This is a genomic window from Streptomyces sp. NPDC030814, assembly GCF_055572155.1.
Genome location: NZ_JBVIDX010000003.1, coordinates 239,416 through 266,384, shown reverse-complemented (window position 1 = coordinate 266,384; position 26,969 = coordinate 239,416). Strand labels below are relative to the sequence as shown.

At 72.2% G+C, this 26,969-nt stretch carries 23 protein-coding genes; 11 read left to right on the top strand and 12 right to left on the bottom strand.

Translation table 11 applies throughout. The features are described from left to right. The first annotated feature begins 126 nt into the window (after window positions 1-126). Complete coding sequence (locus ACZ43N_RS08030) at window positions 127-1,503, top strand: aminotransferase class V-fold PLP-dependent enzyme (RefSeq protein WP_468095848.1); 1,377 nt, start codon at window positions 127-129, stop codon at window positions 1,501-1,503. Between the two features lie 4 nt (window positions 1,504-1,507). Here the strand turns inward: ACZ43N_RS08030 and ACZ43N_RS08025 are convergent, their stop codons facing one another. Next, the gene (locus ACZ43N_RS08025; RefSeq protein WP_468095847.1) at window positions 1,508-2,482 is read right to left on the bottom strand and encodes a carbohydrate kinase family protein; all 975 of its coding nucleotides are present in this window, start codon (window positions 2,480-2,482) and stop codon (window positions 1,508-1,510) included. Between the two features lie 135 nt (window positions 2,483-2,617). On the opposite strand from ACZ43N_RS08025, the gene ACZ43N_RS08020 reads away from it, so the two are divergent. Together ACZ43N_RS08020 and ACZ43N_RS08015 are read left to right on the top strand one after the other, a co-directional pair. Beyond that, window positions 2,618-2,827 carry a hypothetical protein gene (locus ACZ43N_RS08020; protein ID WP_468095846.1) on the top strand — a complete coding sequence of 70 codons (210 nt, stop codon included), beginning with the start codon at window positions 2,618-2,620 and terminating at the stop codon, window positions 2,825-2,827. A gap of 114 nt (window positions 2,828-2,941) precedes the next feature. Then, window positions 2,942-4,690, top strand: a complete 1,749-nt coding sequence (locus ACZ43N_RS08015) for a hypothetical protein (protein ID WP_468095845.1) — start codon at window positions 2,942-2,944, stop codon at window positions 4,688-4,690. Window positions 4,691-4,792: 102 nt separating this feature from the next. Here the strand turns inward: ACZ43N_RS08015 and ACZ43N_RS08010 are convergent, their stop codons facing one another. Then, a complete protein-coding gene (locus tag ACZ43N_RS08010) occupies window positions 4,793-5,149 on the bottom strand; it encodes a HesB/IscA family protein (protein ID WP_055512670.1) in 357 nt (118 codons plus the stop codon). A 314-nt stretch (window positions 5,150-5,463) separates the two neighbouring features. Here ACZ43N_RS08010 and nadA point away from each other — a divergent pair, with 314 nt between their 5' ends. Continuing rightward, a complete protein-coding gene (nadA, locus tag ACZ43N_RS08005) occupies window positions 5,464-6,648 on the top strand; it encodes a quinolinate synthase NadA (RefSeq protein WP_468095844.1) in 1,185 nt (394 codons plus the stop codon). 86 nt (window positions 6,649-6,734) lie between these two features. On the opposite strand, the gene ACZ43N_RS08000 is transcribed toward nadA, so the two are convergent. From ACZ43N_RS08000 to ACZ43N_RS07975, 6 genes are all read right to left on the bottom strand, one after another. Continuing rightward, entirely contained in the window at window positions 6,735-8,924 is a 2,190-nt protein-coding gene (locus ACZ43N_RS08000) for a protein kinase domain-containing protein (protein WP_468095843.1), read from the bottom strand. Window positions 8,925-9,077: 153 nt separating this feature from the next. Further along, complete coding sequence (locus ACZ43N_RS07995; RefSeq protein ID WP_468095841.1) at window positions 9,078-12,200, bottom strand: efflux RND transporter permease subunit; 3,123 nt, start codon at window positions 12,198-12,200, stop codon at window positions 9,078-9,080. 157 nt (window positions 12,201-12,357) lie between these two features. Beyond that, window positions 12,358-13,047, bottom strand: coding sequence for a response regulator (locus tag ACZ43N_RS07990; RefSeq protein WP_468095840.1), 690 nt, complete (start codon window positions 13,045-13,047; stop codon window positions 12,358-12,360). Window positions 13,048-13,069: 22 nt separating this feature from the next. Next, window positions 13,070-14,305, bottom strand: coding sequence for a sensor histidine kinase (locus tag ACZ43N_RS07985; protein WP_468095839.1), 1,236 nt, complete (start codon window positions 14,303-14,305; stop codon window positions 13,070-13,072). Between the two features lie 383 nt (window positions 14,306-14,688). Then, window positions 14,689-14,967, bottom strand: a complete 279-nt coding sequence (pspAA, locus tag ACZ43N_RS07980; RefSeq protein WP_468095838.1) for a PspA-associated protein PspAA — start codon at window positions 14,965-14,967, stop codon at window positions 14,689-14,691. A 34-nt stretch (window positions 14,968-15,001) separates the two neighbouring features. Beyond that, window positions 15,002-15,796 (bottom strand): PspA/IM30 family protein, encoded by a 795-nt coding sequence (locus tag ACZ43N_RS07975; protein WP_468095837.1) that lies wholly within the window; start codon window positions 15,794-15,796, stop codon window positions 15,002-15,004. Between the two features lie 334 nt (window positions 15,797-16,130). Between ACZ43N_RS07975 and ACZ43N_RS07970 the strand changes: the two genes are divergently transcribed. Next, window positions 16,131-16,760, top strand: a complete 630-nt coding sequence (locus ACZ43N_RS07970) for a DUF3043 domain-containing protein (protein WP_468095835.1) — start codon at window positions 16,131-16,133, stop codon at window positions 16,758-16,760. Continuing rightward, entirely contained in the window at window positions 16,757-17,554 is a 798-nt protein-coding gene (locus ACZ43N_RS07965) for a class I SAM-dependent methyltransferase (RefSeq protein WP_468096457.1), read from the top strand. Before ACZ43N_RS07970 ends, ACZ43N_RS07965 begins: the two co-directional genes overlap by 4 nt. 176 nt (window positions 17,555-17,730) lie before the next feature. On the opposite strand, the gene ACZ43N_RS07960 is transcribed toward ACZ43N_RS07965, so the two are convergent. After that, window positions 17,731-17,943, bottom strand: a complete 213-nt coding sequence (locus ACZ43N_RS07960) for a hypothetical protein (protein ID WP_468075402.1) — start codon at window positions 17,941-17,943, stop codon at window positions 17,731-17,733. A gap of 124 nt (window positions 17,944-18,067) precedes the next feature. Here ACZ43N_RS07960 and ACZ43N_RS07955 point away from each other — a divergent pair, with 124 nt between their 5' ends. Continuing rightward, window positions 18,068-19,273 carry a bifunctional adenosylcobinamide kinase/adenosylcobinamide-phosphate guanylyltransferase gene (locus ACZ43N_RS07955; protein ID WP_468095834.1) on the top strand — a complete coding sequence of 402 codons (1,206 nt, stop codon included), beginning with the start codon at window positions 18,068-18,070 and terminating at the stop codon, window positions 19,271-19,273. Here ACZ43N_RS07955 and ACZ43N_RS07950 read toward each other — a convergent pair. Beyond that, window positions 19,262-20,155 (bottom strand): class I SAM-dependent methyltransferase, encoded by an 894-nt coding sequence (locus ACZ43N_RS07950; RefSeq protein WP_468095833.1) that lies wholly within the window; start codon window positions 20,153-20,155, stop codon window positions 19,262-19,264. The genes ACZ43N_RS07955 and ACZ43N_RS07950 overlap by 12 nt on opposite strands. Window positions 20,156-20,353: 198 nt before the next feature. Between ACZ43N_RS07950 and cobT the strand changes: the two genes are divergently transcribed. The 3 genes from cobT to ACZ43N_RS07935 all read left to right on the top strand — a co-directional run bounded on the left by cobT (window position 20,354) and on the right by ACZ43N_RS07935 (window position 24,384). Further along, window positions 20,354-21,475, top strand: coding sequence for a nicotinate-nucleotide--dimethylbenzimidazole phosphoribosyltransferase (gene cobT, locus ACZ43N_RS07945; protein ID WP_468095831.1), 1,122 nt, complete (start codon window positions 20,354-20,356; stop codon window positions 21,473-21,475). Window positions 21,476-21,741: 266 nt separating this feature from the next. After that, window positions 21,742-23,508 carry a phosphatidylglycerol lysyltransferase domain-containing protein gene (locus ACZ43N_RS07940; RefSeq protein WP_468095830.1) on the top strand — a complete coding sequence of 589 codons (1,767 nt, stop codon included), beginning with the start codon at window positions 21,742-21,744 and terminating at the stop codon, window positions 23,506-23,508. A gap of 117 nt (window positions 23,509-23,625) precedes the next feature. Further along, on the top strand, window positions 23,626-24,384 hold the full coding sequence (locus ACZ43N_RS07935) for a hypothetical protein (RefSeq protein WP_468095828.1): 759 nt from the start codon (window positions 23,626-23,628) through the stop codon (window positions 24,382-24,384). Here the strand turns inward: ACZ43N_RS07935 and ACZ43N_RS07930 are convergent. After that, on the bottom strand, window positions 24,267-25,049 hold the full coding sequence (locus tag ACZ43N_RS07930; RefSeq protein ID WP_468095826.1) for a hypothetical protein: 783 nt from the start codon (window positions 25,047-25,049) through the stop codon (window positions 24,267-24,269). The two genes, ACZ43N_RS07935 and ACZ43N_RS07930, sit on opposite strands and share 118 nt — an antisense overlap. 116 nt (window positions 25,050-25,165) lie before the next feature. On the opposite strand from ACZ43N_RS07930, the gene ACZ43N_RS07925 reads away from it, so the two are divergent. Next, a complete protein-coding gene (locus ACZ43N_RS07925) occupies window positions 25,166-25,963 on the top strand; it encodes an adenosylcobinamide-GDP ribazoletransferase (RefSeq protein ID WP_468095825.1) in 798 nt (265 codons plus the stop codon). Between the two features lie 21 nt (window positions 25,964-25,984). On the opposite strand, the gene ACZ43N_RS07920 is transcribed toward ACZ43N_RS07925, so the two are convergent. Beyond that, window positions 25,985-26,794, bottom strand: coding sequence for an endo alpha-1,4 polygalactosaminidase (locus ACZ43N_RS07920; RefSeq protein WP_468095823.1), 810 nt, complete (start codon window positions 26,792-26,794; stop codon window positions 25,985-25,987). Window positions 26,795-26,969: the final 175 nt, after the last annotated feature.

Genomic DNA, 26,969 nt, shown 5'->3' with positions numbered 1-26,969 from the left:
CAGTGTTTGGGGTTTCTTTTCATTTTCCCCACCCGGGTCGCGTGACCCCACCCCCCCCCCCCCACCCCCCCCCCCCCCGCGACCTGATCGGACGCTCATGGTGAAAGGACCCCTTAGCGTTGACGTGTGGCGTACTTCGACTCTGCTTCCTCCGCTCCCCTCCATCCCGTGGCCCGGCAGGCGCTGTTGGCCTCCCTGGACGAGGGGTGGGCCGATCCCGCTCGTCTCTACCGGGAGGGGCGGCGGGCGCGGATGCTGCTGGACGCCGCCCGCGAGGCGGCCGCCGAGGCGGTGGGGTGCCGGGTGGACGAGCTGGTGTTCACCGCGTCGGGTACGCGCTCGGTGCACTCCGGGGTCGCGGGGGTGCTGGCGGGGCGGCGGCGCGTGGGACGCCACCTGATCGTGTCGGCCGTCGAACACTCTTCGGTGCTGCATGCCGCGGAGGCGCATGAGGCAGCCGGCGGGACGGTCACCCAGGTGGCGGTGGATCGGTCGGGTGCGGTCTCCGCCTCCTCGTACGCCGAGGCCCTGCGCCAGGACACCGCGCTGGCCTGTCTCCAGTCCGCCAACCACGAGGTGGGGACGGAGCAGCCGGTGGCCGAGGTGGCGGCGGTGTGCCGGGAGGCCGGGGTGCCGCTGCTGGTGGACGCCGCGCAGTCGTTGGGGTGGGGCCGGGTCGACGGGGACTGGTCGGTCTTGACCGGGAGTGCCCACAAATGGGGCGGTCCGTCCGGCGTCGGACTGCTCGTCGTACGGAAGGGGGTGCGGTTCGCGGTCCAAGGGCCCGCCGACGAACGGGAGTCGGGGCGGGCCGCCGGGTTCGAGAACGTCCCCGCGATCGTGGCGGCGGCCGCCTCGCTGCGGGCGGTACGGGCGGAGGCCGCCGCGGAGGCCGAAAGGCTGCGGGAGTTGACGGAGCGGATCCGGGCGCGGGTGCCGTCGCTGGTGCCGGACGTGGAGGTGGTCGGGCATCCGGTGCGGCGGCTGCCGGGGGTCGTCACCTTCTCCTGTCTCTATGTCGACGGGGAGACACTGCTGCACGAGCTGGACCGCGAGGGGTTCTCCGTGTCCTCCGGGTCCTCCTGCACCAGCAGCACACTGACACCCAGCCATGTGCTGCGCGCCATGGGGGTGCTGAGCGAGGGGAACGTCCGGGTGTCGCTGCCGCAGGGCACATCCGAGGAGGACGTCGAGCGGTTCCTGGCGGTGCTGCCGGGGGCGGTCGCGGCGGTACGGGAGAAGCTGGGTGCGCCGGCCCCGGCCGCCGTGGTGCACGAGGACGCCCTCGTCGTGGACGCCCTCGGCAAGCGCTGCCCCATCCCCGTCATCGAGCTGGCGAAGGTGATCGGCGACGTCCCCGTCGGCGGCAGCGTCCGCGTCCTCTCCGACGACGAGGCGGCCCGCCTGGACATCCCGGCATGGTGCGAGATGCGCGGCCAGGAGTACGTCGGAGAGGAAGCGGCGGAGCGCGGCTCGGCCTATGTGGTGCGCAGGGTGAGCTGAGCCCTCAGGCGAGGTGGGTCTGCACCTCGGCGCCCGCCTCGTCCCCGTACGCCTTGGTGAACCGCTCCATGAAGTGCGCCCGGCGCAGCTGGTACTCCTGCGTGCCCACGGTCTCGATGACCAGCGTGGCGAGCATGCAGCCGACCTGGGCCGCGCGCTCCAGGGAGACACCCCAGGCGAGCCCGGAGAGGAAGCCGGCGCGGAACGCGTCGCCGACGCCGGTGGGGTCGGCCTTGCGCTCCTCCTCCGGGCAGCCGACCTCGATGGGGTCGTGGCCCACACGCTCGATGCGGACGCCCTGCGCGCCGAGGGTGGTCACCCGGTGGCCGACCCGGCCGAGGATCTCCGCGTCCGACCAGCCGGTCTTGGACTCGATGAGGCCCTTCTCGTACTCGTTGGAGAAGAGGTACGTCGCGCCGTCCAGCAGTATCCGGATCTCCTCGCCCTCCATGCGGGCGATCTGCTGGGAGAAGTCGGCGGCGAAGGGGATGCCGCGCGAACGGCACTCCTCGGTGTGGCGGAGCATCGCCTCCGGGTCGTCGGCGCCGATGAGGACCAGGTCGAGGCCGTCGACGCGGTCGGCGACGGTCTTGAGCTCGATGAGGCGGGCCTCGCTCATGGCGCCGGTGTAGAAGGAGCCGATCTGGTTGTGGTCGGCGTCGGTGGTGCAGACGAAGCGGGCGGTGTGCAGCGTCTCGGAGATGCGCACGGAGGCCGTGTCCACGCCGTGCCGGTCGAGCCACGCGCGGTACTCGTCGAAGTCGGAGCCGGCCGCGCCGACCAGGATCGGCCTCGTGCCGAGTTGTCCCATGCCGAACGCGATGTTCGCGCCGACACCGCCCCGGCGGACGTCGAGCTGGTCGACGAGGAAGGAGAGGGAGACCGTGTGCAGCTGGTCCGCGACGAATTGGTCGGCGAAGCGGCCCGGGAAGGTCATCAGATGGTCGGTGGCGATGGAGCCGGAGACTGCGATACGCACGGCGAGGACACGCTCCTGCGAAGGGAGAGGGGATTGACAGTTCACGCTACCGGGTCGTCCACGCCCTCAGAAGCAGGCAAAACTACCCGATAGTAGGGCTTTCTTCGTGGGGTTCACGGTGCATACGGTGCCGGTATGACGAACCCCAAGATCCACGGCACCGTCCCGTTCGACCCGGAGGGCGGCCTCGCGGCGCTTCGCGGTGACTGCGCCCGGATGGCTCCGCACTGGGCGGCCCCCACAAAGGTCATTACGGCTCCGGTGTCCCCTTCACTCATCCACGGGGTGACGGTTCCCGCGACCTCGGCGCGGCTGGTGGACGCGATGTCCGACTACGGCGACTGACGGGTCCGCCGCGCATCCGCGCAGCGGACAGGGAACCATCGGCTCCTCCACCGCGTCCCATCGCTGTCCCCCGTATAGGGGAGGCGGTGTACGACCAGTCGAAGGAGCGATGCGGTGAACGCCGAGCGACCCGACCACCCCGAGAACCCGGACGAGGGCACCCGGCCCGACGTCATCGAGGAGATCAGGGCTGCCGGGGACCGGGCCGAGGAGGTCGAGAAGACCGACCCGGCCGAGGCCGAGAAGGCTCCCACCACGGAAGCCGGGCACGACGAGGCGCGCGCCCGTACGGCCGGTCCCGTGGACGGCGGCGGCGATCGGCCCGGCCCCGCGGAGGTCGTGGACGACGGCGGTGACGACCGGGGCGGTCCGGACGGGGGCGACGACGGGGCACGGGAGGCCCGTACGGCCGACGTGTCCGAGGTCGCCGGGGTCGGGCGGACCGACGTCGGGCAGGCCGAGGCGGCCGACACCGAGGACACCCGGCGCGCGGCGCGGCGGCGGGCGCGCGTGGTCGTGGCCTCCGTGGCCGCGGCCGTGCTGCTCGTCGGCGGTGGCGGGGCGTTTCTCGCGGCGACCACGTCCGGTGGGTCCGGCGATGGCTCCGGGCGATCGGCCGGCTCCGACGCCACTCCTCCGCCGCTGGCGCTCGACGGGTACGGCGGCGGCGGTTCGAACGGCATCGCTCCCGGTGAACCCGACCCCCACGGGGTGACCTACCAGGCTGTCGGCAAGCTGCCGGACGGCCCGGACTCCGCCCCCGTGTACCGGGCCAGGGGGCAGGTCACGGCCGCCGAGGTGGCGCGGCTCGCGAAGGCGCTGGGCGTCGAAGGCGAGCCGAGGGCCGAGGGCGAGAACTGGCGGGTCGGCACCACGGGCGACGGATCGGGCCCCACCCTGCACGTCGGCAGGCAGGCGCCAGGCACGTGGACGTTCAGCCGGTTCACACCGGGCACCGACAACTGCCGGAAGGTCGTCGTCTGCGCCGTGCCCCCGGCCGGCGACACCGACCCGGTGAGCGAGGCGGCGGCGAGGAAGGCGGCGACGCCGATCCTCAAGGCCGTCGGCCAGGACGACGCCAAGCTCGACGTCTCCCAGCTCCTCGGCACCATCCGCGTGGTGAACGCCGATCCCGAGGTCGGCGGGCTGCCCACGTACGGCTGGGCGACCAACCTCCAGGTGGGCGTCGACGGCACCGTGGTCGGCGGCAGCGGCAATGTGAAGGCGCCCGTGAAGGGCGACACGTATCCCGTGGTCGACGCGGAGCGGGCACTGAAGCTGCTGAACGACTCTGGGCAGGGCGTCGGCCCCGCCCACGAGGACGTCGCGCCGTCGGCGCCGCGAGGGCCCCTGCCGGTCGAGGACGCGGTGTTCGGGCTGGCCTCCCACCAGGTCGACGGCCGGCCGGCGCTGGTGCCGTCCTGGCTGTTCGAGGTGCGGCCACAGAAGGCTGCAGAGAGTTTCACGGTGACGCATCCGGCCGTCGACCCGAAGTACCTGGCCTCCTCCCAGCCGGAGGAGCCGACCGAGGGGCCCGAGGACCCGAACGTCCCCGGTGACGGGCCGGCCGACCCCGCGTCGCGGAGTGTCCCGGTCCAGGGCTACACCGTCGACGGCAGGGAGCTGACCGTCAGCTTCTGGGGCGGGGTGTGCAGCGAGTACACGGCCACCGCGACCGAGAAGTCGGGCGAGGTGACGGTCACCGTGACCGGCACCTCCCACCCCGGCAGGGTCTGCGTCATGATCGCCAAGGCGATGGAACGCACCGTGCAACTGGACGGGCCGCTGGGCGACCGCGAGGTGGTCGGACCGGACGGCGAGGAGATCCCCGAGGGCGGGATCCAGGAGATGCAGCCGCAGTAGGGCCGGCCGCGTGAGCCGGGAACAGACGAAGGCGGCGTCCCCCTCGGAGGGGGAAGCCGCCTTCGTCGTGCTCAGCGCGCGCCGTAGGGCGTGCGGGCGGGCTCAGCTGAAGGAGTCGCCGCAGGCGCAGGAGCCGGTCGCGTTCGGGTTGTCGATGGTGAAGCCCTGCTTCTCGATGGTGTCGACGAAGTCGATGGTGGCGCCGCCCAGGTAGGGGGCGCTCATACGGTCGGTGGTGACCTTCACACCGTCGAAGTCCTTGACCACGTCACCGTCGAGCGAACGCTCGTCGAAGAAGAGCTGGTAGCGCAGGCCGGAGCAGCCGCCGGGCTGGACGGCGACGCGCAGCGACAGGTCGTCACGGCCTTCCTGGTCGAGCAGGGCCTTGACCTTGGCCGCGGCGGCGTCGGTCAGGATGATGCCGTCGGTGACGGTGGTGGTCTCGTCCGATACGGACATCTACATCTCTCCCGGGTTGTACGGAGACTGCTTGCCGACGAGTGCAACCGCCGGGGTCCCGGATTCATTCCGGGGCGAGCGGATTTCCACCGCGTCTTACTTCATGCTCGCACATGGCCCGTGCGGTGGGCACCGGCCGCCGCACGCGCGGCCGGTCCTGCCGCCGGGATTCATGTCACATCGACGCTATGGGCATCGTCAACGTGACGTGAAGCGGTTATGATAGATAGCGTCATTTCGACGAAAAGGCTAGCCCGCATGTCCCGCCGACCCCCCTCGGGTCGGCGAGCCGCAGAACAGAAAGGGTGCGTGTCGTGACCACCGCCCAGACCACGGAGCTCGACGTACAGCCGACGCCCCTCGCCCTGCTGCTGCTCGGCCGTGAGGCCGACCCGAGGAGCGAGCGCGGTGTCGACTGTCCCGGCGACCTCCCCTCCCCCTCCGACCCCGACCTGGTGGAGCGTGCCCGGGCGGCCAAGGCGAAGCTCGGCGACAAGGTCTTCGTGCTCGGCCACCACTACCAGCGCGACGAGGTCATCCAGTTCGCGGACGTCACGGGCGACTCCTTCAAGCTGGCCCGGGACGCGGCGGCGCGGCCGGAGGCCGAGTACATCGTCTTCTGCGGCGTGCACTTCATGGCCGAGTCGGCGGACATCCTGACCTCCGACGACCAGAAGGTGGTCCTGCCCGACCTCGCCGCCGGGTGCTCGATGGCCGACATGGCCACCGCCGAGCAGGTCGCGGAGTGCTGGGACGTGCTGACCGAGGCCGGGGTGGCCGAGCAGGTCGTGCCGGTGTCGTACATGAACTCCTCGGCCGACATCAAGGCATTCACGGGCAAGCACGGCGGTCTGATCTGCACCTCCTCCAACGCCAAGCGGGCGCTGGACTGGGCCTTCGAGCAGGGTGAGAAGGTGCTGTTCCTGCCCGACCAGCACCTGGGCCGCAACACCGCGGTGCGGGACATGGGCATGTCGCTGGAGGACTGCGTCGTCTACAACCCGCACAAGCCGGGCGGCGGTGTCACGGTCGAGCAGCTGCGGGCCGCGAAGATGATCCTGTGGCGGGGCCACTGCTCGGTGCACGGCCGCTTCAGCCTGGACTCGGTGAACGACGTACGGGCCCGCATACCCGGGGTCAACGTCCTCGTGCACCCCGAGTGCAAGCACGAGGTCGTGGCGGCGGCGGACTACGTCGGGTCCACCGAGTACATCATCAAGACGCTGGAGGCGGCCCCCGCCGGCTCCAAGTGGGCCATCGGTACCGAGCTGAACCTCGTACGCCGACTGGCGAACCGTTTCGCGTCCGAGGACAAGGAGATCGTCTTCCTCGACAAGACGGTCTGCTTCTGCTCGACCATGAACCGCATCGACCTGCCCCACCTGGTGTGGACGCTGGAGTCGCTGGCGGAGGGCAACCTCGTCAACCGGATCGAGGTCGACAAGGAGACCGAGGCGTTCGCGAAGCTGGCGCTGGAGCGGATGCTGGCGCTGCCGTAGGTCGCACGCGACGTGCGCTCACCCCTAGGGGGCTGTGGTGAAAGTCCCGCACAGCACCCGCGGCGCCCGGACTTTCACCACAGCCCCTAGACGGGTTTCCGCTCGGGGTGGGCCGGGTCCAGTGAGCAGAGGGTGCCGTCCGGGATCGCCACCACCAGCGCGCCCTCGTACACCAGGGCCTGCGGGCGGTCCTGGCCGGCCGTGGCCGGCCCGGTGCGGGGCAGGGTCTCCCACAGCGCGGTGCCCTTGGAACCGTCGAGGGCCGCGACCCGACCGCTGGAGCTCACCACGAACAGGGTGTCGGTACGCCCGTCGTACAGGGGGGCGCTCGGCCTCTCCAGACTGGTACGGGTCTGCCACAGCCGCTTGCCCGTCCGCGGCGACACGGCGGTGACCCGGCCGCTGGGCTCGCTGAACGCCAGCGTGGCGTCGGCAGCTGTCACCCGGCCCTCGTACGGCTCCGACAGCTTCGTGGTGGTGCGGCTCCCGGTGTCCGGGTCGAGCAGCAGGACTCCGGTGTAGCGGTGCCGGGAGCCGGGCTTGGCCTCCTCCCGGAGCATCACGGCCACCTGCCCGTCGAGCACCCCGAGGGGGGAGCCGTCGACCGGGACCCTCCACCGCCGGTCCGATCCGTCGCGCGTGTCCACCGCCAGGAGCAGGCCGGTCTCGGCCGCGCTCGTCTCCAGTGTGTTGGGCAGGCAGTACACGTACCACGCCGTTCCGGACGTCGTGGTCAACTGACAGTCGTGACCGGCGGGAAACTCCAGTGACCAGAGTTCGGCTCCGGTGCGCGGCACCCGTGCCGTCGCCGTCCGGCCGTTCGCTTCGGCAAGGAGCACGAGGTCGCCGACCTGCACGACGGGAAGGTCGGGGTTGACGACCTCACTGGTCCACAGCCGGTCACCGGTCTCGGCGTCGAGGGCGACCAGACGGGACGGGTCGTCGACGGGGGCCTCGGTGACAACCGTCTGCCGGACGAGCACGGTGCCGTCCGTGACACCGAGGACGGACGAGGAGTACGACCCTCGCTCCGTACCGGCCGGTGCGATGCCCGCGCGCCACACCGTTCTTCCGGTGCGGCCGTCCACGCGTACCGGCAGGACCCCGTCGCCCCCGCAGTAGACGGCGTCCTTCTGCACCCGGCATTGGGGATCCCCGCCCGTCATCCCGCCGTCTCCGGCCAGCGGCTTCCGGGCACCGGACGCCGCGGTCTCGTACACCGTCGTCTGCCAGGGCTTCCAGCCGCTGGGCGGTGACACCCAGCGGGATGTCGGGGACGGTTCGGGGGTCTCCTCCGCACCGCTCTCCGCCCAGCCGGGCCCCAGCAGATAGGCCGTCATCGCGAGGACCAGCGCGCCGACGGTACCGGTCGCGGCCAGCACCGGGCGGCGGCGCAGCCGGGGGACCGGCCGGGTCACCGTATGGGCCTCCGCGTCGGGGGTCACGGTCGTCGGCTCGTCCGGGTCCCCTTCGGGCAGGATGGCCGCGAACGCCTCCGCCAGTTCGTCGAGGCCGGGACGGTCGGCGGCGGCCTTGGCGAGGCAGCGCTCCAGGATCGCGCGCAGCGGCTGGGGCACCTCGTCCAGGACGGGCTCGTCGTGGATCACCCGGTACGCCGTCAGGTAGGGGCTGTCGGCGTCGAAGGGCCCCCGGCCGGTGAGGGTGTACACCAGCAGGCTGCCCAGGGAGAAGACGTCCGAGGCGGGGCCGACCGTGCGGGCGTCGGTGAGCTGTTCCGGGGACATGAAGGGCGGGGTGCCGATCATCTGTCCCGTTTCGGTCAGGGTGTGGTTCTCGGCGGCGCGGGAGATGCCGAAGTCGATGACACGCGGCCCGTCCGGGGCGATCAGGACGTTGGCCGGCTTCAGGTCCCGGTGCACGACACCGGCCCGGTGGATCTCCCGGAGCGCCTCGACCATGCCCAGGGTCAGCCGGCGCAGTTCCCCGTCCCGCAGCGGGCCCCCGTCCCGGATCCGCTGGGCGAGCGAGCAGCCGGGCACGTACTGGGTCGCCATCCACGGGCGCACTGCCTCCGGGGCGGCGTCCACGACCGATGCCGTGAAGGCCCCGCTGACCCTGCGCACGGCCTCGATCTCCTGGCGGAACCGGGTGCGGAAGACGGCGTCCTCGGCGTACTGGGCGTGCACCACCTTCACCGCGACCTCGCGGCCCGAACGGGTTCTCGCCCGGTAGACGACGCCCATGCCCCCGGTGCCGAGCCGGTCGACCAGCCGGTAGCCGCCGACCGATCTCGGGTCGTCGCTGTGCAGCGGCACGCCCGCATCCCTCCCCCGTATGCGGCCTGTGCAGGCCATGAAGCCCGTGAAGCCGTGAAGCAGTCGAGCGCCAGGATACGTAACCGGGGGAAACACGAGGGCCGGGCACCGGACCGTGTCGGTCCGGTGCCCGGCCGCGCCGGTCGCGGGGTGTCACACCCCGGCGGTCTCCGTCTGCTCGGAGCGGGGCTCCGTCGCGGCGGACGTGGCGCCCGCGCGCTTCAGGGCCTTCTTCTTCGCCCGGCGTTCCTTGCGGATCTCGACCATCGTGTAGAGGGTCGGGACCAGCAGCAGGGTGAGCAGCGTCGAGGTGATCAGACCGCCGATCACCACCACCGCCAGCGGCTGGGCGATGAAGCCGCCCTCGCCGGTGATGCCCAGGGCCATGGGCAGCAGGGCGAAGATCGTCGCCAGGGCCGTCATGAGGATCGGGCGCAGGCGGTGGCGGCCGCCCTCGACGACCGCCTCGACGGTGCTGTAGCCCTGTCGCCGGTACTGGTTGATCAGGTCGATCAGCACGATCGCGTTGGTGACCACGATGCCGATCAGCATCAGCATGCCGATCATCGCCGGGACGCCCATCGGGGTACCGGTGGCAACCAGCAGTCCGATGGCGCCGGTGGCGGCGAACGGGATGGAGACCAGCAGGATCAGCGGCTGGACCAGGGACCGGAAGGTCGCCACCAGCAGCATGAAGACGATGGCGATCGCCGCGAGCATCGCAAGGCCCAGCGAGGCGAAGGCCTCGTCCTGGTCCTCGGAGACACCGCCGATCTCGGCGGTGGCGCCCGCGGGGAGCGTCAGTCCGTTCAGCTTGGAGGTGAGGTCCGCGCTGACCGCGCCCGTGTTGTCGCCCTTCGGCTTCGCGGTGATCGTGGCGGCCCGCTGGCCGTCGATCCGGGTCATGGAGACCGGGCCGTCCACCAGCTCGACGTCCGCGACGGCGCCCAGCTTCACCGGACCGAGCGGCAGGTTCCTCAGCTCGTCCAGCGTGTCGGCGGGCTTGGCCGACTTGATGACGATGTCCCGCTCGGTGTCGTCGAGGACGGCCCGGCCGCTGGTCGTACCGCGGACGGCCTGGGCGACCGCGACACCGAGGGTCTGGTCGTCGAAGCCGGCCGCGGCAGCCTTGTCGGTGGCCTTCACGGAGATGCGGGGCACGCTCTGGGAGAGGTCACTGGTGACGTCGGTGACGTTGTCGAGCGACGCGACCGCTTCCCGTACCTGCTCGGACGCCTTGCGCAGGACGTCGGCGTCGGCGGCCTTCACCACCACGCTCAGATCCTGGTTGGCGAAGCCGTCACCGGCCGCGATGGTCGTCGTACCGACACCGGACAGGTCCTTCAGGCCGTCCTCGATGCGCTCCTGGACGTCCTCTGCGGTCGCGGAGTCCTCCAGCATCACGTTGTAGGAGGCCTGGTTGGAGTCGGTGCCGCCGCCGAAGGCCGCCAGGAAGCCGGAGGAGCCGACGGTGACCTGGTAGTCCCTGACTCCCTCGGTGCCCGCGAGCAGTTTCTCGACCTTCTTCGTCTGCTTGTCGGTCGCGGCGAGGCTGGTGCCGGGCTTCAGCTCCTGCTTGAGGCTGAGGACCTGCTGGTCGCCCGGGTCGAAGAAGTTGGTCTTCAGCAGCGGGGCCATGCCGAACGTGCCGAGCAGGACGACGACCGCGATGACCACGCTGGTGAGCCGGCGCCGGGTCGCGAAGCGCAGGACGGGGACGTAGAAGCGCTGCAGACGGCTCTTCGCCTCCTTCTCCTCGGCCTGGCGGCGGGCCTCGTCGGCGTCCTCGGGCGTGCCCTTCGGGGCGCGCAGGAACCAGTACGACAGGACGGGGACGACCGTCAGCGAGACGAGGAGGGAGGCCAGCAGGGCCGCCGTCACCGTCAGTGAGAAGCTGCCGAACAGCTCGCCGACCATGCCGTCGGTGAGGCCGACCGGGAGGAACACGGCGACCGTCGTCAGGGTGGACGAGGTGACCGCGCCGGCGACCTCGCGAACCGCCTTGAGGATGGCCTCCTGGCGCTCCTCGCCGTAGCCGAGGTGGCGCTTGATGTTCTCCAGGACCACGATCGAGTCGTCGACGACGCGGCCGATGGCGATGGTCAGCGCGCCGAGCGTGAGCATGTTCAGGGAGAGGTCACGGGTCCACAGGACGATCAGGGCGAGGACCACCGACAGCGGGATGGACACGGCCGTGACGAGGGTGGAGCGGATCGACGCGAGGAAGACCAGGATGACGAGGACCGCGAAGAGCAGACCCAGCGCGCCCTCGGTGGTCAGGCCGTCGATGGACTTGGAGACCGCCGGGCCCTGGTCGCTGACCACGGTGACGGTGGCGCCGGAGCCGAGGTCCCGGCGCATGTCGGCCAGCTTGTCCTCGACGGCGCCGGAGATGGCGACCGCGCTGCCGTCGCGGTCCATGGTGACCATGACCGCGAGGCTGGGCTCGCCGTTGGTCCGGGTGAGGGAGTCGGCCTTGGCCTCTTCCTCCTTGACGGTGGCGACGTCGGCGAGCCGTACGGGCTTCTTGCCGCCCTCACCGCGCACCCTCAGGTCCTGGATCTGCTTGAGCGAGGTGTAGCCGCCGCCGACCTGGACGGTGCGGTTGCTGCCGTCCTCGTCGAAGGAGCCCGCGGGCATGGTGACACCACCGGCCTGGAGGGCCTGGGAGAGGGCCATGGTGGTCAGGCCCGCCTTGGCGAGCTTCGCGTCGTCGGGGGTGACGGTGACCTGGATGTCTCGTGCGCCGGCGACGGTGACCTGGCCGACGCCGTCGATGTCCTCCAGGGTGGGGACGACCGTGCGGTCGAGCTGGTCGGCGAGGGCCTGCTGGTCCTGGTCGGAGGTGACGGCGAGGACGACGGTCGGGATGTCGTCCGTCGAGCCGGCGATCACCTGCGGGTCCACGTCGTCCGGGAGCTGAGCGCGGACCCGGTTGACGGCCTGCTGGACGTCCGTGACGAGCTGGTCGGTGCCGGGGCCGTAGTCGAAGGACGCCATGATCAGGGCGTTGCCCTCGCCGGCGGTGGACGTGACGCCCGTGATGCCGTCGACGGCTTCGAGGCTGTCCTCGATGGGTTCGACGACCTGCTTCTCGACCACGTCCGGGGAGGCGCCCTGGTACGGCGCGAGCACGGACACCACCGGCAGTTCGATGGTGGGCAGGAGTTGCTGTTTGAGCTGGGGTATCGCGATCGCTCCGAAGGCGAGCGCGATGATCGACACCAGACCGACGAGGGCCCGTTGTGCGAGGCTGAACCGGGACAGCCAGGACATGGGTGACCGGATCTCTCTTCTTGTGGCGTGAGCGGAGGACGGGCGCCGATGTGGGCGCCACCTCATACCCTGGGCCATGGAGGGAGCCGATCCGTCGCTCCGCAGGTCCATTTCCTTATCCCGCGCATACTCCGGCCGCAGTAGTGCGGGGTGGAGTTCACTCCACCCTTGGGCGTACCAGGCCCGACTCGTACGCGAAAACCACCAGCTGGGCCCGGTCCCGGGCGCCGAGCTTCGCCATGGCCCGGTTGACGTGGGTCTTCACGGTCAGCGGGCTCACCTCCAGGCGCTCGGCGATCTCGTCGTTGGAGAGTCCCCCGGCGACGTGCACGAGGACCTCGCGCTCGCGGCTGGTCAGGGTGCCGAGCCGTTCGGATCGGGCGGTGTCGGTGTCGTCGTCCCCGGCGGGGTCGTCGGTCTGGGCGAGGAAGCGGGCGATCAGGCCCTTGGTCGCGGACGGCGACAGCAGGGCATCACCGGCGGCGGCGACCCGGATCGCGTTCAGCAGTTCGTCCGGTTCGGCGCCCTTGCCGAGGAAGCCGGAGGCGCCGGCGCGCAGGGACTGCACCACGTAGTCGTCGACCTCGAAGGTGGTGAGGATGACCACCCTGACCTGGGCCAGCTCGGGGTCGGCGCTGATCATCCGGGTGGCGGCGAGCCCGTCGGTGCCGGGCATCCGGATGTCCATCAGGACGATGTCGGCCCGCTCCTCCTTCGCCAGCCGCACCGCCTCCGCGCCGTCCGACGCCTCCCCCACGACCTCCATGTCCGGTTCCGAGTCCACGAGCACCCGGAAGGCGCTGCGCAGCAGGGCCTGGTCGTCGGCGAGCAGGACACGGATGGTCATACGAAGTCCCCCGGTGCGGTGGTCAGGGTCGCGCGGGCGCTTCCGCGCGGGCCGTGCGGCTGGTGAGCGGCAGGATCGCATGGACGCGGAAGCCGCCTCCGTAGCGGGGGCCGGTGGTGAGGGTGCCGCCGAGGGCGGTGACGCGTTCGCGCATGCCGAGGAGGCCGTGGCCGCCGCCCGCGCCGCCGGCGTCCGGGGCGCCTGGGGTCCGGGCGCCGTTGTCGAGGACCGTGATCTCCACGCTCGGCCCCACCCGGACGACGCTGACCTCGGCCTTCGCCTGCGTCCCCGCGTGCTTCTGCACATTGGTGAGGGCTTCCTGGATGACGCGGTACGCGGCGAGGTCGACGGCGGCGGGGAGGGTGCTGTCCTCGTCGGCGCGGACCACGTCGACGGCGAGGCCGGCGCTGTGGAAGGTGCCGACGAGTTCGTCGAGCCGGGTCAGGCCGGGGGCGGGTTCCGTGGGGGCCTCGGGGTCGCCGGACTGGCGCAGCAGACCGACCGTGGCGCGGAGTTCGTTCAGCGCGGAGCGGCTGGCCTCGCGGACGTGGGCGAGGGCCTCCTTGGCCTGGTCGGGCCGCTTGTCCATGACATGCGCGGCGACTCCGGCCTGGACGTTGACCAGGGCGATGTGGTGGGCGACGACGTCGTGCAGGTCGCGGGCGATCCGCAGGCGTTCCTCGGCGACCCGGCGGCGGGCCTCCTCCTCGCGGGTGCGCTCGGCCCGTTCGGCGCGTTCCCTGATCGCCGCCACGAAGGCCCGGCGGCTGCGGACCGCGTCTCCGGCGGTGGCGGCCATGCCGGTCCAGGCGAAGATGCCGATGTTCTCCTGGTCGTACCAGGGGGCGGGGCCGACGAGCATGGCCGTGGCCGTCAGGACGGTCATCGTGAGGAGGGCGACGCGCCAGGTGGTGGGGCGGTCGGTGGTGGAGGCGACGGTGTAGAGGGCGATGACGGCGGACATCGCGACGGGCGCCCGGGGGTCACCGGTGACGAGCTCAGTGAGGGCGAGGGCGGAGGTCGCGGCCAGGACCGGGAGGGGGGCGCGGCGGCGGGCGACGAGGGTCGCGGCGGCGAGCACCATGAGGGTGATGCCGACGGCGTCGGGGGTACGGGTGCCCCACTTGTCGGGGTGATCCGTGTGGGGGTCCACGAAGGAGCCCGCGAGCATGCAGGTGAAGACACCGAGAGCGATGGCCGCGTCCAGCGCGAGGGGGTGCGTTGTCAGCCAGGTCCTGGTGCGCTGGAGGGTGCTCACGAGGGTTTACGGTACGGGGCCCTCGCGGGGGGCGGTAGCCATGGGGTTCGCCCCCGCCGCCCCTGCCCGTCCCCTCCCCAGGGGCTGCCGCCCCTTCGACCCGGCGTCGGCGCCGCCCTGTGACTCGGGGGTGCGGGTGGGTTCGGCGGGTGCGGGTCCGTGGCGGCTTGTCGCGCAGTTCCCCGCGCCCCTGGGAAGGGGACTGCGCCCCTTCCTCGTGGCTGGTGCTGTGAAAGTCCAGTGCGGTGCCCGCGATGTCCGGTGCGTGGCCTCGGCGTGCCGGGCGAAGGCCCTCGTAGCGGCGCTACGTGGGTCTTTGGCCGGTGCGGCGAGGGTGCGTGCCGGGCGCCGCGGGTGCTGTGCGGGACTTTCACTAACACCCCCTACCCCGGGATCAGGCCGTCGTCGCTCAGCATCTCCCTGACGTCCTCCAGGGTGGCGTCGGGGGAAGGCAGGATCAGTTCCGAGGGCTCGAGGGTGGCGTCCGGGAGGGGGGTGCCCAGTTCCCGGACCTTGGCCAGGAGGGCGTGGAGGGTGCGGCGGAAGCCGGGGCCGTCGCCGCTCTCCATCTCCGCCAGTAGCTCGTCGTCCAGCTTGTTCAGCTCGGCGAAGTGGCTGTCGGCCAGCTCCACCTGCCCCTCCCCCATGATCCGCACGATCATGTCGCCCTCCTCAGGCACGGGACTCACACGGTGACTACTGCTTGTCGAAGCGGGGGGTGTCCTGGTGCTGGGACTGCTGCTGGGCGGAGCCCTGTCCGCCCTCGATGGCCTGCTGCCCGGACGTACCGCCCGCCAGCTCCGCCTTCATCCGCTGGAGCTCCAGCTCGACGTCCGTGCCGCCGGAGAGGCGGTCCAGCTCGGCCTGGATGTCGTCCTTGTGCATGCCGGACGGGTCGTCGAGGGCACCGGAGGCGAGCAGTTCGTCGATGGCGCCGGCGCGGGCCTGGAGCTGCGCCGTCTTGTCCTCGGCGCGCTGGATGGCGAGACCGACGTCGCCCATCTCCTCGGAAATGCCGGAGAAGGCTTCCCCGATCCGGGTCTGGGCCTGGGCGGCGGTGTAGGTGGCCTTGATCGTCTCCTTCTTCGTACGGAAGGCGTCGACCTTGGCCTGGAGCCGCTGGGCGGCGAGGGTGAGCTTCTCCTCCTCGCCCTGGAGGGTGGAGTGCTGGGTCTCCAGGTCCGTCACCTGCTGCTGGAGCGCGGCGCGCCGGGAGAGAGCCTCGCGGGCCAGGTCCTCACGGCCGAGCGCGAGCGCCTTGCGGCCCTGGTCCTCCAGCTTCGAGGACTGTGACTGGAGCTGGTTGAGCTGGAGTTCCAGGCGCTTGCGGGACGTGGCCACGTCGGCCACACCGCGCCGCACCTTCTGGAGCAGCTCCAACTGCTTCTGGTACGAGTAATCGAGGGTCTCGCGCGGGTCCTCGGCCCGGTCAAGGGCCTTGTTCGCCTTCGCGCGGAAGATCATCCCCATACGCTTCATGACACCGCTCATGGGCTTCGCGCGCCCCCTTCTGACGGACTCCAGCTCACCGGTCTCTCGACAGAACCCACAGTACGGGCCCTGCATCCATTACCGCACTGTTCGGGGACGGATGCGCTCCTCCCCAAGGACGACTGTGGACGGCACCGATCCGGCGTAGGGAGTAGGTGGCCCCCGGGGTCAGGTACGGCCTGCCCCCCGGAATACCTCAGCTCCCCTACGGACGAATCTTCACCGCACTCCCCCGTTTCCGTCTTCTCCGGCTCCCCGGTCCACTTTTGGTCCCGTTCTGTCCCCAGCACAGACGCCGGGTGTTGCCGGATCGTTCCCCACGGGGCTGGGGTCCATGCCCCGGCACCCCGTACCCTTGGGTTTTGTGTTTCGTAGCCGCGCCAAGAGCGAGAAGGAAGCGGTCGCCGAGAAGGCGTCGGTGACCGACTCCAAGCAGACCCGTGACCCGCAGGCCCCCAAGGGCCGGCCCACTCCCAAGCGGAGCGAGGCCCAGTCCCAGCGTCGCAGCGTCGCCAGCACGCCGACGACGCGCAAGGAGGCAGCCAAGCGTTCCCGTGACGAGCGGCGCGCCGCGCTGGAGAAGCAGCGCCAGGCGCTGGCCACCGGTGACGAGCGCTATCTGCCCGCGCGGGACAAGGGTCCGGTCCGCCGGTTCGCCCGTGACTACGTGGACTCGCGTTTCCACATCGCCGAGTTCTTCCTGCCGCTGGCCGTGATCATCCTCGTGCTGAGCATGGTGCGGGTACCGGCGCTGCAGAACATCGCGCTGCTGCTGTGGCTGTTCGTGATCATCCTGATCGTGGTCGACTCGATCGGCCTCGGCATCCGGCTGAAGAAGCAGCTGAACGCCCGCTACCCCGACGAGAACAAGAGGGGCGTCGTCGCGTACGCCCTGATGCGCACCCTTCAGATGCGTCGCCTGAGGTTGCCGAAGCCGCAGGTCAAGCGCGGAGAGCGGCCCTGAGCACGACGGCTTTCTCCGGGGACGCCGCCGAGGCCTGGCTCAACCGGCTGGGGACGCTGCGTGAGGTCGTACGACAGGAGCTGGTGGCCCGCCAGGTCGACGAGCAGATAGCCGCGCGCTTCCCCGTGGGGCAGCGGTTGCGGGTGCTCGACGTCGGGATGGGGCAGGGCACGCAGGCGCTGCGGCTGGCGCGGGCCGGGCACGAGGTGACCGGAATCGAGCGTGAGCCGCGGCTCATCGCCGTGGCGCGGGAGGCGCTGGCCGCGGAGCCCGAGGGCATCCGCAGCCGGATGCGCATCGTCGAGGGTGACGGCCGGGACACCGGTGTGCACTTCCTGCCCGGCGGGTTCGACGTGGTGCTCTGCCACGGTGTGCTGATGTACGTCGAGGAGCCGGACGCCCTGCTGGCGGGGCTGGCCCGGATGCTGGCGCCCGGGGGGCTGCTGTCGCTGCTGGTGCGCAACGGTGACGCGCTCGCGATGCGGGCGGGGCTGGCCGGGGACTGGGCCGGGGCGCTCGCGGCGTTCGACACGACCGCGTACCGGAACCGGCTGGGACTCGATGTGCGGGCGGACCGGCGGGACGCGCTGACGGACACGCTCGGGGGGATCGGGGCGCCGCTGCACGCGTGGTACGGGGTGCGGGTGTTCACGGACCTGGCGGCCGACGACGCGGTGGTGCCCGAGAGCCGGGAGGCTCTGGAGGCGCTGCTCGCGGCGGAGGAGCGGGCCGGGCGAACGGACCCGTACCGCCAGGTGGCGGCGCTGCTGCACCTGTGCGGGGTGCGGGGCTAGGGTCTCGCCTCCACCGCCCCTTCCTGTCCCGTCCCGTCCTCAAGGGGCTGTGCCCCTTCGACCCCCTTGGGGGCAGCGGCTCGGGAGGACCTGCTTCCGGGCGGGTGCGGGCTCGATGTGATTGATCGCGCAGTTCCCCGCGCCCCTTGGCAGGGGCGCGGGGGGGTCCGTGCCTGTCAGGCCTCCTGCGCGTGGAGGCTCATCGGGCCGTAGATCTCAGTCGTGTCCTCGAAGAGGCGGACCTGGTCGGCGCCGCCGTCGAGCAGCGCCTTCCACTGTTCGCCGATCCATGACTCGGCGTCCCCCTGGGTCGTGAACTCCTCGGGCTGGACCGCGGGCTGGACCTCCGTCCCGTCGGCCTTCTCGAACCGCCACGTCCATGCCGCCATGTGAGCCTCCGTAAGTACCGGCCCGGCGCCGCTCACCGGCACCGAGCAAGATCCGGTTCCCTCTGAGCCTAGTCGGACGCACAAGACCTGCGGGTGTTCCTCGGAACGCGGGAAAATCGGAGGTGTGGAACTGACTCTGCTCGGCACCGGCGCTCCCGCGGGGCTTCCCCGCCCCGACTGTCCGTGCGCGGCGTGCGCGACCGCGCTCGGTGATGCCGCGCGCGGGGCGACCGCGCTGCTCGTGGACGGCACGCTGCTGCTCGACCTCACTCCCGGCACCGCCCTCGCGGCGGCGCGCGCCGGGCACTCCCTGACCGGCGTACGGCAGGTGCTGCTGTCGCATCCGCACAGCGGGCCCTCCGTGGAGGTGCCGGCGGGGCTGCCGCAGCCGGTGCGGGTGCCGGACGGACAGGAACTGGCGCTGCTGACCGGGCACCGGGTGCGGGCGCAGGCCCTGGACTCGCCGGGCACGGGATACGCGGTGACCGGGCCCGGCGGGCAGCGGCTGCTGTATCTGCCGCCGGGAGGTGCGCCTGCCGGGCTGGAGGAGGGGGCGGCCCCGCCGTACGACATGGTGCTCGTCGACGTCCTGGGCCGGCCGGACGCGCTGGCACGACTGCGGGCGGCGGGTGCCGTGGGGCCGACGACCGATGTCATCGCCGTGCACGTCGACCATGACGTGCCGCCGGGTGCCGAGTTGCCGCGTCGGCTCGCGGCAGCGGGTGCGCGCACCGTGCCGGACGGGACGACGCTGACGGTGGGCGCCTACGAGGACGTGCCGGACGTACCGCGCCGCACGCTCGTTCTGGGCGGGGCCCGGTCCGGGAAGTCGGTGGAGGCGGAGCGGCGGCTGGAGGCGTTCCCCGACGTGCTGTACGTGGCGACGGGCGGGACGCGGAACGGGGACGGCGAGTGGGCGGCGCGGGTCGCCGCGCACCGCGAGCGGCGGCCCGGTTCCTGGCGCACCGTCGAGACCTGTGACCTCGTCCCCCTGCTCAAGGAGGAGGACGGACCGCCGCTGCTGATCGACTGTCTGTCGCTGTGGCTGACGGACGCCATGGACGAGGTGGGGGCGTGGGACGACGCGGAGTGGGCGGGCGGCGGGGAGCGCGCGCTCCGGGCGCGCGTGACCGAGCTGGCGGAGGCCGTGCGGCAGACCCGCCGGACCGTCGTCGCCGTCTCCAACGAGGTCGGCTCCGGGATCGTGCCGGCCACCGCCTCCGGACGCCGGTACCGGGACGAACTCGGGCGGCTGAACACGGCGTTCGCGGCGGAGTGCGAGCATGTGCTGCTGGTCGTGGCGGGTCAGGCGCTGCCCCTACGGGGCTGAGGGGTCGGGCGGAGGGGCGACGGGGGCGGGTGGAAGCTCCGTGCGGCGCGCGATGATCCGATGCGCGCGGGGCGGGAAGGGCATGCGGGAGCGTGTGGCCACCACCTCGTAGCCCAGCGACCGCAGTTCGGCGAGGAGGTTGCGCAGCGGCATGAGGTGGAGCGGGCGGGGGCGGTCGTCCGCCTCGCCCGGCCACCGGTGGCCGAGGGCCGACGTGCCGAACGGGCGGGCCGGGGCCGGGACCTCGACGAGGAGGTGGCCGCCGGGGCGCAGGACCGTGCGGGCGGCGCGGAGTTCCGCGCGGGGGTCGGTGGTGTGCTCCAGGTGGTGGAACATGCTGACCACGTCGTAGCGGGCGCGCAGTCGGGCGGTGATGTCCGGGTCGGTGAGGAGGCCCTGGTACGCCTCCTCGATCCGTCCGGCCGCCCGCGCCCGTTCGACGCGCGGGGTCGGGTCGACGCCGTCGAACGCGGTGTACGGATGCACCTCGCGTGCGACCTCCGGGAAGTAGCCGTGCCCGGTGCCGACGTCGAGCCAGCTCTCCGGCTCGGGGTAGGGCAGCATCGCGCGGGCCGCGGTGCGGTGGTGCCGACGGCGCAGCCGGCCGGCGAGGTTGGAGCGGATGTGCCCCTGGGTGGGGTGCCGGTGGTGGCGCAGGAGCAGCCCGTCCGCGGTGGGCCGGGGGTTCTGGAAGGCATGGGAGCAGTCCCGGCACTCGTCCACCACGAACGTGCCCGGTGTGCCCCGCGGCCCCTCCGGCGCCCGCACCCGCGTCCGCAGCCTCCGTGAGCCGCACCAGGGGCAGTCGTCCCGGCGCGGTTCGTGCAAGGGGTGGGTGTCCGGGGCGAGTTGGCCGGGGTCCGGCCGAGGCGTGGGATGCATGGCGGCTCCTGGGACGGTGAAGAGGATCCGGATATGCGAACATTCGCCTCAAAAAGGTACGTAGGTGATCGGGCTCCGGGGCGCAATGACGTGCCCGTGGCGGGGCGACGGGCCGGTGGGCGCTCCGGTGCGGGTTCGTACGCCGCGGGCCCCGGTATGGCGCGGTCGTGTTCGATCCCTGCCGGTACTGTTCGGCGAATGAGCTCGCTTAATCTCGACGACTTCACCGATCTGATCGAGCGCCCCGACGGCGGGGTGCGCCGCGACGCCGAGGCGCGGCGGGAGAGGCAGATCGTGCCGCCCGGGGCGCTGGGCCGGTTGGACGACCTCGGTGAGTGGCTGGCGGCCGCACAGTCGGCCGTGCCGGTGCGGCCGATCGGCCGGGCCCGTGTGCTGCTGTTCGCGGGCGACCACGGGATCGCCGAACTGGGCGTCTCCGCGCGGGCCGCGGGCACCGCGGACCAGCTGGTGCGGGGTGTGCTCGACGGAAGCAGCCCGGTGGCGGTGCTGGCCCGGCGGCTGGAGGTGCCGGTCCGGGTGATCGACCTGGCGCTGGACTGCGACCCCGGGTCGCTGCCCGACGAGGTGGTACGGCACCGGGTGCGGCGCGGCTCCGGGCGCATCGACGTCGAGGACGCGCTGACCCTGGAGGAGGCGGAGGCCGCCTTCCGCGCGGGGGTCGCCGTCGCGGACGAGGAGGCCGACTCCGGGACGGATCTGGTCGTGCTCGGGGACCTCAGCGTCGGCGGGACCACGGCCGCCGCCGTCCTCGTCGCCGCGCTGTGCGGGACCGACGCGTCGGTGGTGACCGGGCGGGGCGGTCGGGCGATCGACGATCTGGCGTGGATGCGGAAGTGCGCTGCCGTGCGGGACGCCCTGCGGCGGGCCCGGCCGGTGCTCGGGGAGCAGTTGCAGCTGCTGGCGACGGTGGGCGGGGCCGATCTCGCCGCCATGACCGGGTTCCTGCTGCAGAGCGCGGTACGGAAGCTGCCGGTGATCCTCGACGGGGTGGTGTCCGCCGCGTGCGCGTTGGTCGCCCAGCGGGTGGCCTTCCGGGCGCCGGACTGGTGGCTCGCCGGGCAGAACAGCGGGGAGCCTGCGCAGGCCAAGGCGTTGGACCGGATGGCCATCGAGCCGCTGCTCGACCACGGGGTGAAGGTCGGGGAGGGCGTGGGGGCGCTGCTCGCGCTGCCGCTGGTGCAGGCCGCGGCGGCGCTTGCCGCGGAACTGCCGGAGCGGGAGCCGGCCGAGCAGGGGAAGCCGGCCGACGACAGCGCGGCCGAGGAGAAGAACCTCGCCGAGGAGTACGACGCGACGTAGCCGGGACCCGGCCACGTCGGAGCGGCCGGTTCGGCACGCCGGACCGCGCCGTACCCCGGCTGCGCGCGACCGGGGCGCGAAGAGCTGAACCGGCACCGGCACCGGCACCAGCACCAGGGACACCGTCAAAGGGCCGCACCAGGGGGGTACCGGGGCGAGGCACCGCCTGGGGCGTCGCGGCGGAGGCGTGCGGGCCGGCACCGGTGAGGGGCGTCGGCTGCGGTGGAAGAAGGGGCGACCTCAAGGGTGCCCATAAGATCACGAACATGGCCAATGCCCCACTTTCGACCCTCGTCCAGCCCGTGGGCAGTCCCGCCTCCCGGCGGGCCGCCGGGTTCGCGGTCTGGTACTTGCGGGTCGTCGCGTTCGTCAACTTCCTCGGGGCCGTGTGGGTGTCACTGGGGCAGGACGTCCGGCGGCACAACACGGACGACTACTTCACGCCCTATCTGCTGACGGCGGGGTTCGCGACCGGGGTGTTCACGACGTTCCTGGCGATCACCATGCGACGCCGGAAACGGGCGGCGTGGATCCTGAACGTCGTACTGGGCACGCTGCTCCTGTTGCTGTTCGTCTTCGCGATGGCCTTCCAGGAGATCAGACGGCACCCGCAGAACTGGGCGTCGCTCACCCTGACCGCGGCGTTCGTCGTGTCCCTGGCCGTGGGGCGGCGGGAGTTCTACGCCAAGGGCGACCGGTCGAACCCCCGGCTCGCGGCGGCCGTCGCGCTCGGCGGCCTGCTGAGCTGTTCGCTGCTCGCTGCGATCCTCGTCACCGTCACCAACGAGGCGCCGGACGAGCACCTCTCGACGTTCTGGGACCGCTGGGCCTACGGGGCCCTGCGGCTGGTCTCGGTGGCCTCCGACGACTCCGCCTTCGAGGGGGTCACCGCCCCCACCTGGGTGGACGTCACCATCAACGTGCTCAGCACCCTGCTGGTCCTCGCCGTGTTCTACGCCGCCTTCCGCTCCCGCAGGGCCGTCGACCCGATCACCGAGGAGGACGAGACAAAGCTGCGGGCGCTGCTGGAGCGGCACGGCGACCGGGACTCCCTCGGGTACTTCGCCCTGCGGCGGGAGAAGAGCGTCCTGTGGTCGCCGACGGGCAAGGCGGGCATCGCCTACCGGGTGCTGGGCGGTGTCTCGCTGGCCTCCGGCGACCCGATCGGCGACCCCGAGGCATGGCCCGGCGCCATCGGGCCGTGGCTCGTGGAGGCCCGGGTGCACGGGTGGATCCCGGCGGTGATGGGGGCGGGGGAAGAGGCCGGGACCGTGTACGCCCGGCATGGGCTCGACGCACTGGAGCTCGGGGACGAGGCGGTCGTCGACACCGCCGAGTTCACCCTCGACGGGCGGGCGATGCGGAGCGTCCGGCAGGCGTACAACCGGGTCGAGCGGGCCGGGTACACCGTGCGGATCCGGCGGCACACGGACATCCCGGACGACGAGATGGCCGGCCTCCTCCAGCGGGCCGACGACTGGCGGGACGGGGCGACCGAGCGCGGGTTCAGCATGGCGCTCGGGCGGCTCGGCGACCCGGCGGACGGACAGTGCGTGATGCTCGAGTGCGCGGACGGGAGCGGTGAGGTGAGGGCGCTGCTGTCCTTCGTGCCGTGGGGGCCGCACGGACTCTCGCTCGACCTCATGCGACGGGACCGCGAGGCCGACAACGGGCTGATGGAGTTCATGGTCATCGAGCTCCTCCAGCGGGCCGAGGAGATCGGGATCACTCAGGTCTCACTCAACTTCGCGATGTTCCGTTCGGTCTTCGAACGTGGCGCGCGCCTCGGCGCGGGACCGGTCCTGCGGCTGTGGCGGTCGCTGCTCAGCTTCTTCTCCCGCTGGTGGCAGATCGAGTCGCTGTACCGGGCCAACGCCAAGTACCGGCCCATCTGGGAGCCGCGGTTCCTGCTCTTCGAGAAGAGCGCGGACCTGCCGCGCATCGCCGTCGCCGCGGCGCGCGCGGAGGGCTTCCTGGAGGCGCCGGGACTGCCGAAGTGGCTGCACCGCAGACACCTGGAGTCACGCCGGTGACGACGTAGGTCCCCGGGCGTCCGGCGACGGACACCCCGGCACCCGCGCGGGGAACCGGCGTACGGAACAGACGTACAGGACATGGGGACGAGGACGCGCAGAGATGAAGGCCCGCGGATGAGCGGGGTCGCCCGGGCGGTCCGCGCCGAGTGGGGGCCGTTGTACGACACCCTGCGTACGGCCCTGGGGCGCCGGCGGCTGCGGGCGGTCCCGCTGACCGTCGCCGCCGTCTGTCTGGCGACCGTCGTCCACGTCGTGCACCACCAGCCCTGGGGCTACCGGTTCATCGAGGACATGGGCGCCGTGCGGGCCGAGGATCCGCTGTGGCTGGCGCTGCTGCGCACCCCGCTCTCGCTGTTCGTGCCGGCGCTGGACCTGCCAGTGTGGGGGGCTCTCGCGCAGATCCTGATCGTGTTCGGGATCGCGGAGATCGGTCTCGGCAGGACGCGGACGCTGGCCCTGGCGTATCTGGCGACGCTGGCCGGCACGCTGTACGCGCGCGTGGGCATCGCGCTCGGCCCCGAGGTCCCCTTCGTGGGGCTGCCCGCCTCTGACGCCCAGGTCGTCGACACCGGGCCGTCGGCGGCCGTGGTGGGGCTCGCCGTGTTCCTCGGGTGGGCGTACCGGGCGTACGTCACGGCGGCCGCGGTCGTCGTGGCGATGGTGGTCGAGGTGCTGGTCAAGGAGAATCTCGCGGGGAAGGAGCACCTGGCGGCGATCGCGGGCGTGCTGGCGCTGTGCGGGCTGCTGGCCCTGCGTCAGCGGCGTTCCGCCCGGTCGGGCGCGGGCGTCGGCGCGGGGGGCTCGTCCGGGGTGCCGCCGATCCAGTCCTGGAGACGGCGGCTCGGGCCCGACCAGCGGCGGTCGTGGCGGTAGGAACGCAGCAGGGCCCTGGCGCGGGCACGCGGGCGGCGACGGTAGAAGCGGCGGGCCCAGGCAGACGTGGGACGGGCCAGGCGGATCGCCCCGACGACGGCGATGACCGGGATGATCACCCCGAAGATCGCCGTCCGGGCCTTGCCCTTGCTGAGGGCGATCAGGGCGATGAGGAAGTTCGTCCCGATGGTGAGAATGGCGGCGCCCCGGTCCTGGAGCTCCTCCTCGCTGAGGTCGTTGACGCCGAACGGCAGGAAGCCGCTGAGCACCAGGCCCACCAGGGCCGCTGTCAGCACCACCATCTCGACGCTCTTGCGGCCCGCCTCCGACCAGTACACGTCGTCGAGGTGCAGGATCAGCGCGAACTCGTCCAGCACCAGCCCGGCGCCCATGCCGAACAGCACGGCGGAGAACAGTGCGCCGAAGCCGTGCCCGTCGGAGGCCACCGAGCCGAAGCCGCCGGCGACGGTGAGCAGGACACCGGGGACGACATGGTGGATGTGGACGCCGCCGCTGCCGCTGATGTTGCGGAAGGGCCCCTTCCCGGCCCGGATGAGGCGGGTGATGAGCCGGGTGATCAGGAACGTCAGGACGAACGCGGAGAGCGCGAGGAGCAGCGGCAGTTTGCCCGGCTCGATGATGTTCCGTTCCCACCAGTGACCCATAAGGGCACTTTATGGCCGATATATCCGAGCTGCCTTGCGCAGTGCTGCCGTCCGGGCCGCCCCCGGGTCCCCCGGCCGCCGATCGCGTCGACCCGGCCGCCGGGTAGCCTGCGCCGGTGTCCACGACCCCGGCGCCCGCGCCCACTCTCTCCGACGGCCTCCGTTTCGCCTTCGGCACCCTGACCGTGCTGCCGGTGCGGGTGCCCAGGTGGGACCGCGACGCCGCGCGCGGGGGGATGCTGTGCGCGCCCGCCGCCGGGCTGGTGGTCGGCCTCGCCGCGGCCACGCTCGGCGCATTCCTGCTGCTCCTGGGCGCGGGGCCGCTGCTCGCCGCCGTGGCCTGTGTCGCCGTACCGGCGGTGCTCACCCGGGGCCTGCATCTGGACGGACTCGCCGACACCGCCGACGGGCTGGGCAGCGGCAAGCCCGCCGAGGACGCGCTGCGGATCATGAAGCAGTCGGACATCGGGCCGTTCGGTGTCATCGCGCTCGTCCTCGTGCTGCTGGCCCAGGTCGCCGCGCTCGCCGAGGCGTACGGGGCGTCCTGGACCCTCGGCACGGTCGCGACCGTCGTCTCGGCGACCACCGCCCGGCTGGCCCTGACCCTGGCCGCCCGCACCGGCGTGCCGGCCGCCCGGCCGGAGGGGCTGGGGGCGGCGGTGGCGGGGGTGGTGCCGGTGCGGGGCGCGCTGCTCACGGCCGCTGCGGTGGGGTGCGCGGCGGCGGGCGCGGGCGCGTCACTCGGGGTGTACGGCCCCGGCCGTGCGGTGCTCGCCGTCGTCCTCGCCTGTGTCGCCGCCGAGTCGCTGCTGCGGCACTGCGTCCGGCGGTTCGGCGGGGTGACCGGGGATGTGTTCGGGGGGCTCGCGGAGACGGCGGCGACGGCGGCGCTGGTCGTGTTCACCGTGGGGTGAGCCCGGGGGCCGGCCCGTCGGTCAGCATGCCTTCCGCCACGCCCCGAGCTCCCACTTCTTCAGCAGGGAGCTGAGCCTCAGCCGCCGGGACTCGGGACAGAAGTCGTCCGTCTCCCTCTCGTACTCGACGTGGAAGACCGCTTTGCCGGCATCGATGAAGGGGGTCAGCGCGTCGCACTCCTCGTACTGGGCGCACTGCTCGTTGACCGCGAAGTCGAAGTCGCCGACGAGTGCGGGAATCTGGTCGAGGTCGTTCTTCAGGCCCACCGCCAGGCCCCGTTCGTGGGCGAGGCGGGCGACGAGACGGTTGTAGCGGAGCTGGTCGGCGGCCTTCAGGGGGAAGCCGGTCCGATTGCGGTAGCCGTCCATGTTGTCCGGCTCGACCGCGTCGAAGCCCTTCTCCGCGCACATGTCGATACGGGCGGCCATGAGCGGTTCGAGGACGTCGACCCGGCGGATGTCGAGCCAGCGCTCCCCCTCCCAGCCGTTGCCCTTGCCGATGACCGAATCGGGGAACGTCTCGGCGTCCGGACGCCAGTCCTCCCAGGCGCCGGTGGACAGGTAGCAGATGACCTTGCGGCCGTCGTCGTGCAGACCGGCGACGGTGTCCGCGGAGTGGTCGAAGCCGTCGATGTCGTACACGGGGACGTCGACGGAGGTGTCGAGGCGCCCGCTGAGCTGCCACTGCCAGTCCGTGCCCGGCTTCGGCCGCCAACGGTCGCCCCTCCCCTGGCCCGGGTCGGCGCCCGGCTTGTCGTCATGGGCGGTGGTACAGCCCCCGACGAGCAGGAGCAGGGCCAGCAGGGCGCTGCGGGCGGGGGCGCGTCTCATCGGATGGGCTCCAGAGGGTGGGGTGACGTACCGCAAGGATGCTCGATGAGTTGATCACTCGCCGGGGGCTGGAGAAGTGTGACCCAGGCCACAGATGCGAGCCCGGGTGGTGATCACGACGCCACGAAGAGGTGAACACCCGCAGGAGTGAGGGAAATCGGCACGGCGCGACAAG

Coding starts and splice junctions, on each gene's coding strand:
- ACZ43N_RS08020 (WP_468095846.1), top strand. CDS start 2,618: ATGACGAACCCCAAGATCCACGGCACCGTCCCGTTCGACCCGGAGGGC.
- ACZ43N_RS08010 (WP_055512670.1), bottom strand. CDS start 5,149: ATGTCCGTATCGGACGAGACCACCACCGTCACCGACGGCATCATCCTG.
- ACZ43N_RS07995 (WP_468095841.1), bottom strand. CDS start 12,200: ATGTCCTGGCTGTCCCGGTTCAGCCTCGCACAACGGGCCCTCGTCGGT.
- ACZ43N_RS07990 (WP_468095840.1), bottom strand. CDS start 13,047: ATGACCATCCGTGTCCTGCTCGCCGACGACCAGGCCCTGCTGCGCAGC.
- pspAA (WP_468095838.1), bottom strand. CDS start 14,967: ATGATCGTGCGGATCATGGGGGAGGGGCAGGTGGAGCTGGCCGACAGC.
- ACZ43N_RS07975 (WP_468095837.1), bottom strand. CDS start 15,796: ATGAGCGGTGTCATGAAGCGTATGGGGATGATCTTCCGCGCGAAGGCG.
- ACZ43N_RS07970 (WP_468095835.1), top strand. CDS start 16,131: ATGCCCCGGCACCCCGTACCCTTGGGTTTTGTGTTTCGTAGCCGCGCC.
- ACZ43N_RS07960 (WP_468075402.1), bottom strand. CDS start 17,943: ATGGCGGCATGGACGTGGCGGTTCGAGAAGGCCGACGGGACGGAGGTC.
- ACZ43N_RS07950 (WP_468095833.1), bottom strand. CDS start 20,155: ATGCATCCCACGCCTCGGCCGGACCCCGGCCAACTCGCCCCGGACACC.
- cobT (WP_468095831.1), top strand. CDS start 20,354: ATGAGCTCGCTTAATCTCGACGACTTCACCGATCTGATCGAGCGCCCC.
- ACZ43N_RS07940 (WP_468095830.1), top strand. CDS start 21,742: ATGGCCAATGCCCCACTTTCGACCCTCGTCCAGCCCGTGGGCAGTCCC.
- ACZ43N_RS07935 (WP_468095828.1), top strand. CDS start 23,626: ATGAGCGGGGTCGCCCGGGCGGTCCGCGCCGAGTGGGGGCCGTTGTAC.
- ACZ43N_RS07930 (WP_468095826.1), bottom strand. CDS start 25,049: ATGGGTCACTGGTGGGAACGGAACATCATCGAGCCGGGCAAACTGCCG.
- ACZ43N_RS07920 (WP_468095823.1), bottom strand. CDS start 26,794: ATGAGACGCGCCCCCGCCCGCAGCGCCCTGCTGGCCCTGCTCCTGCTC.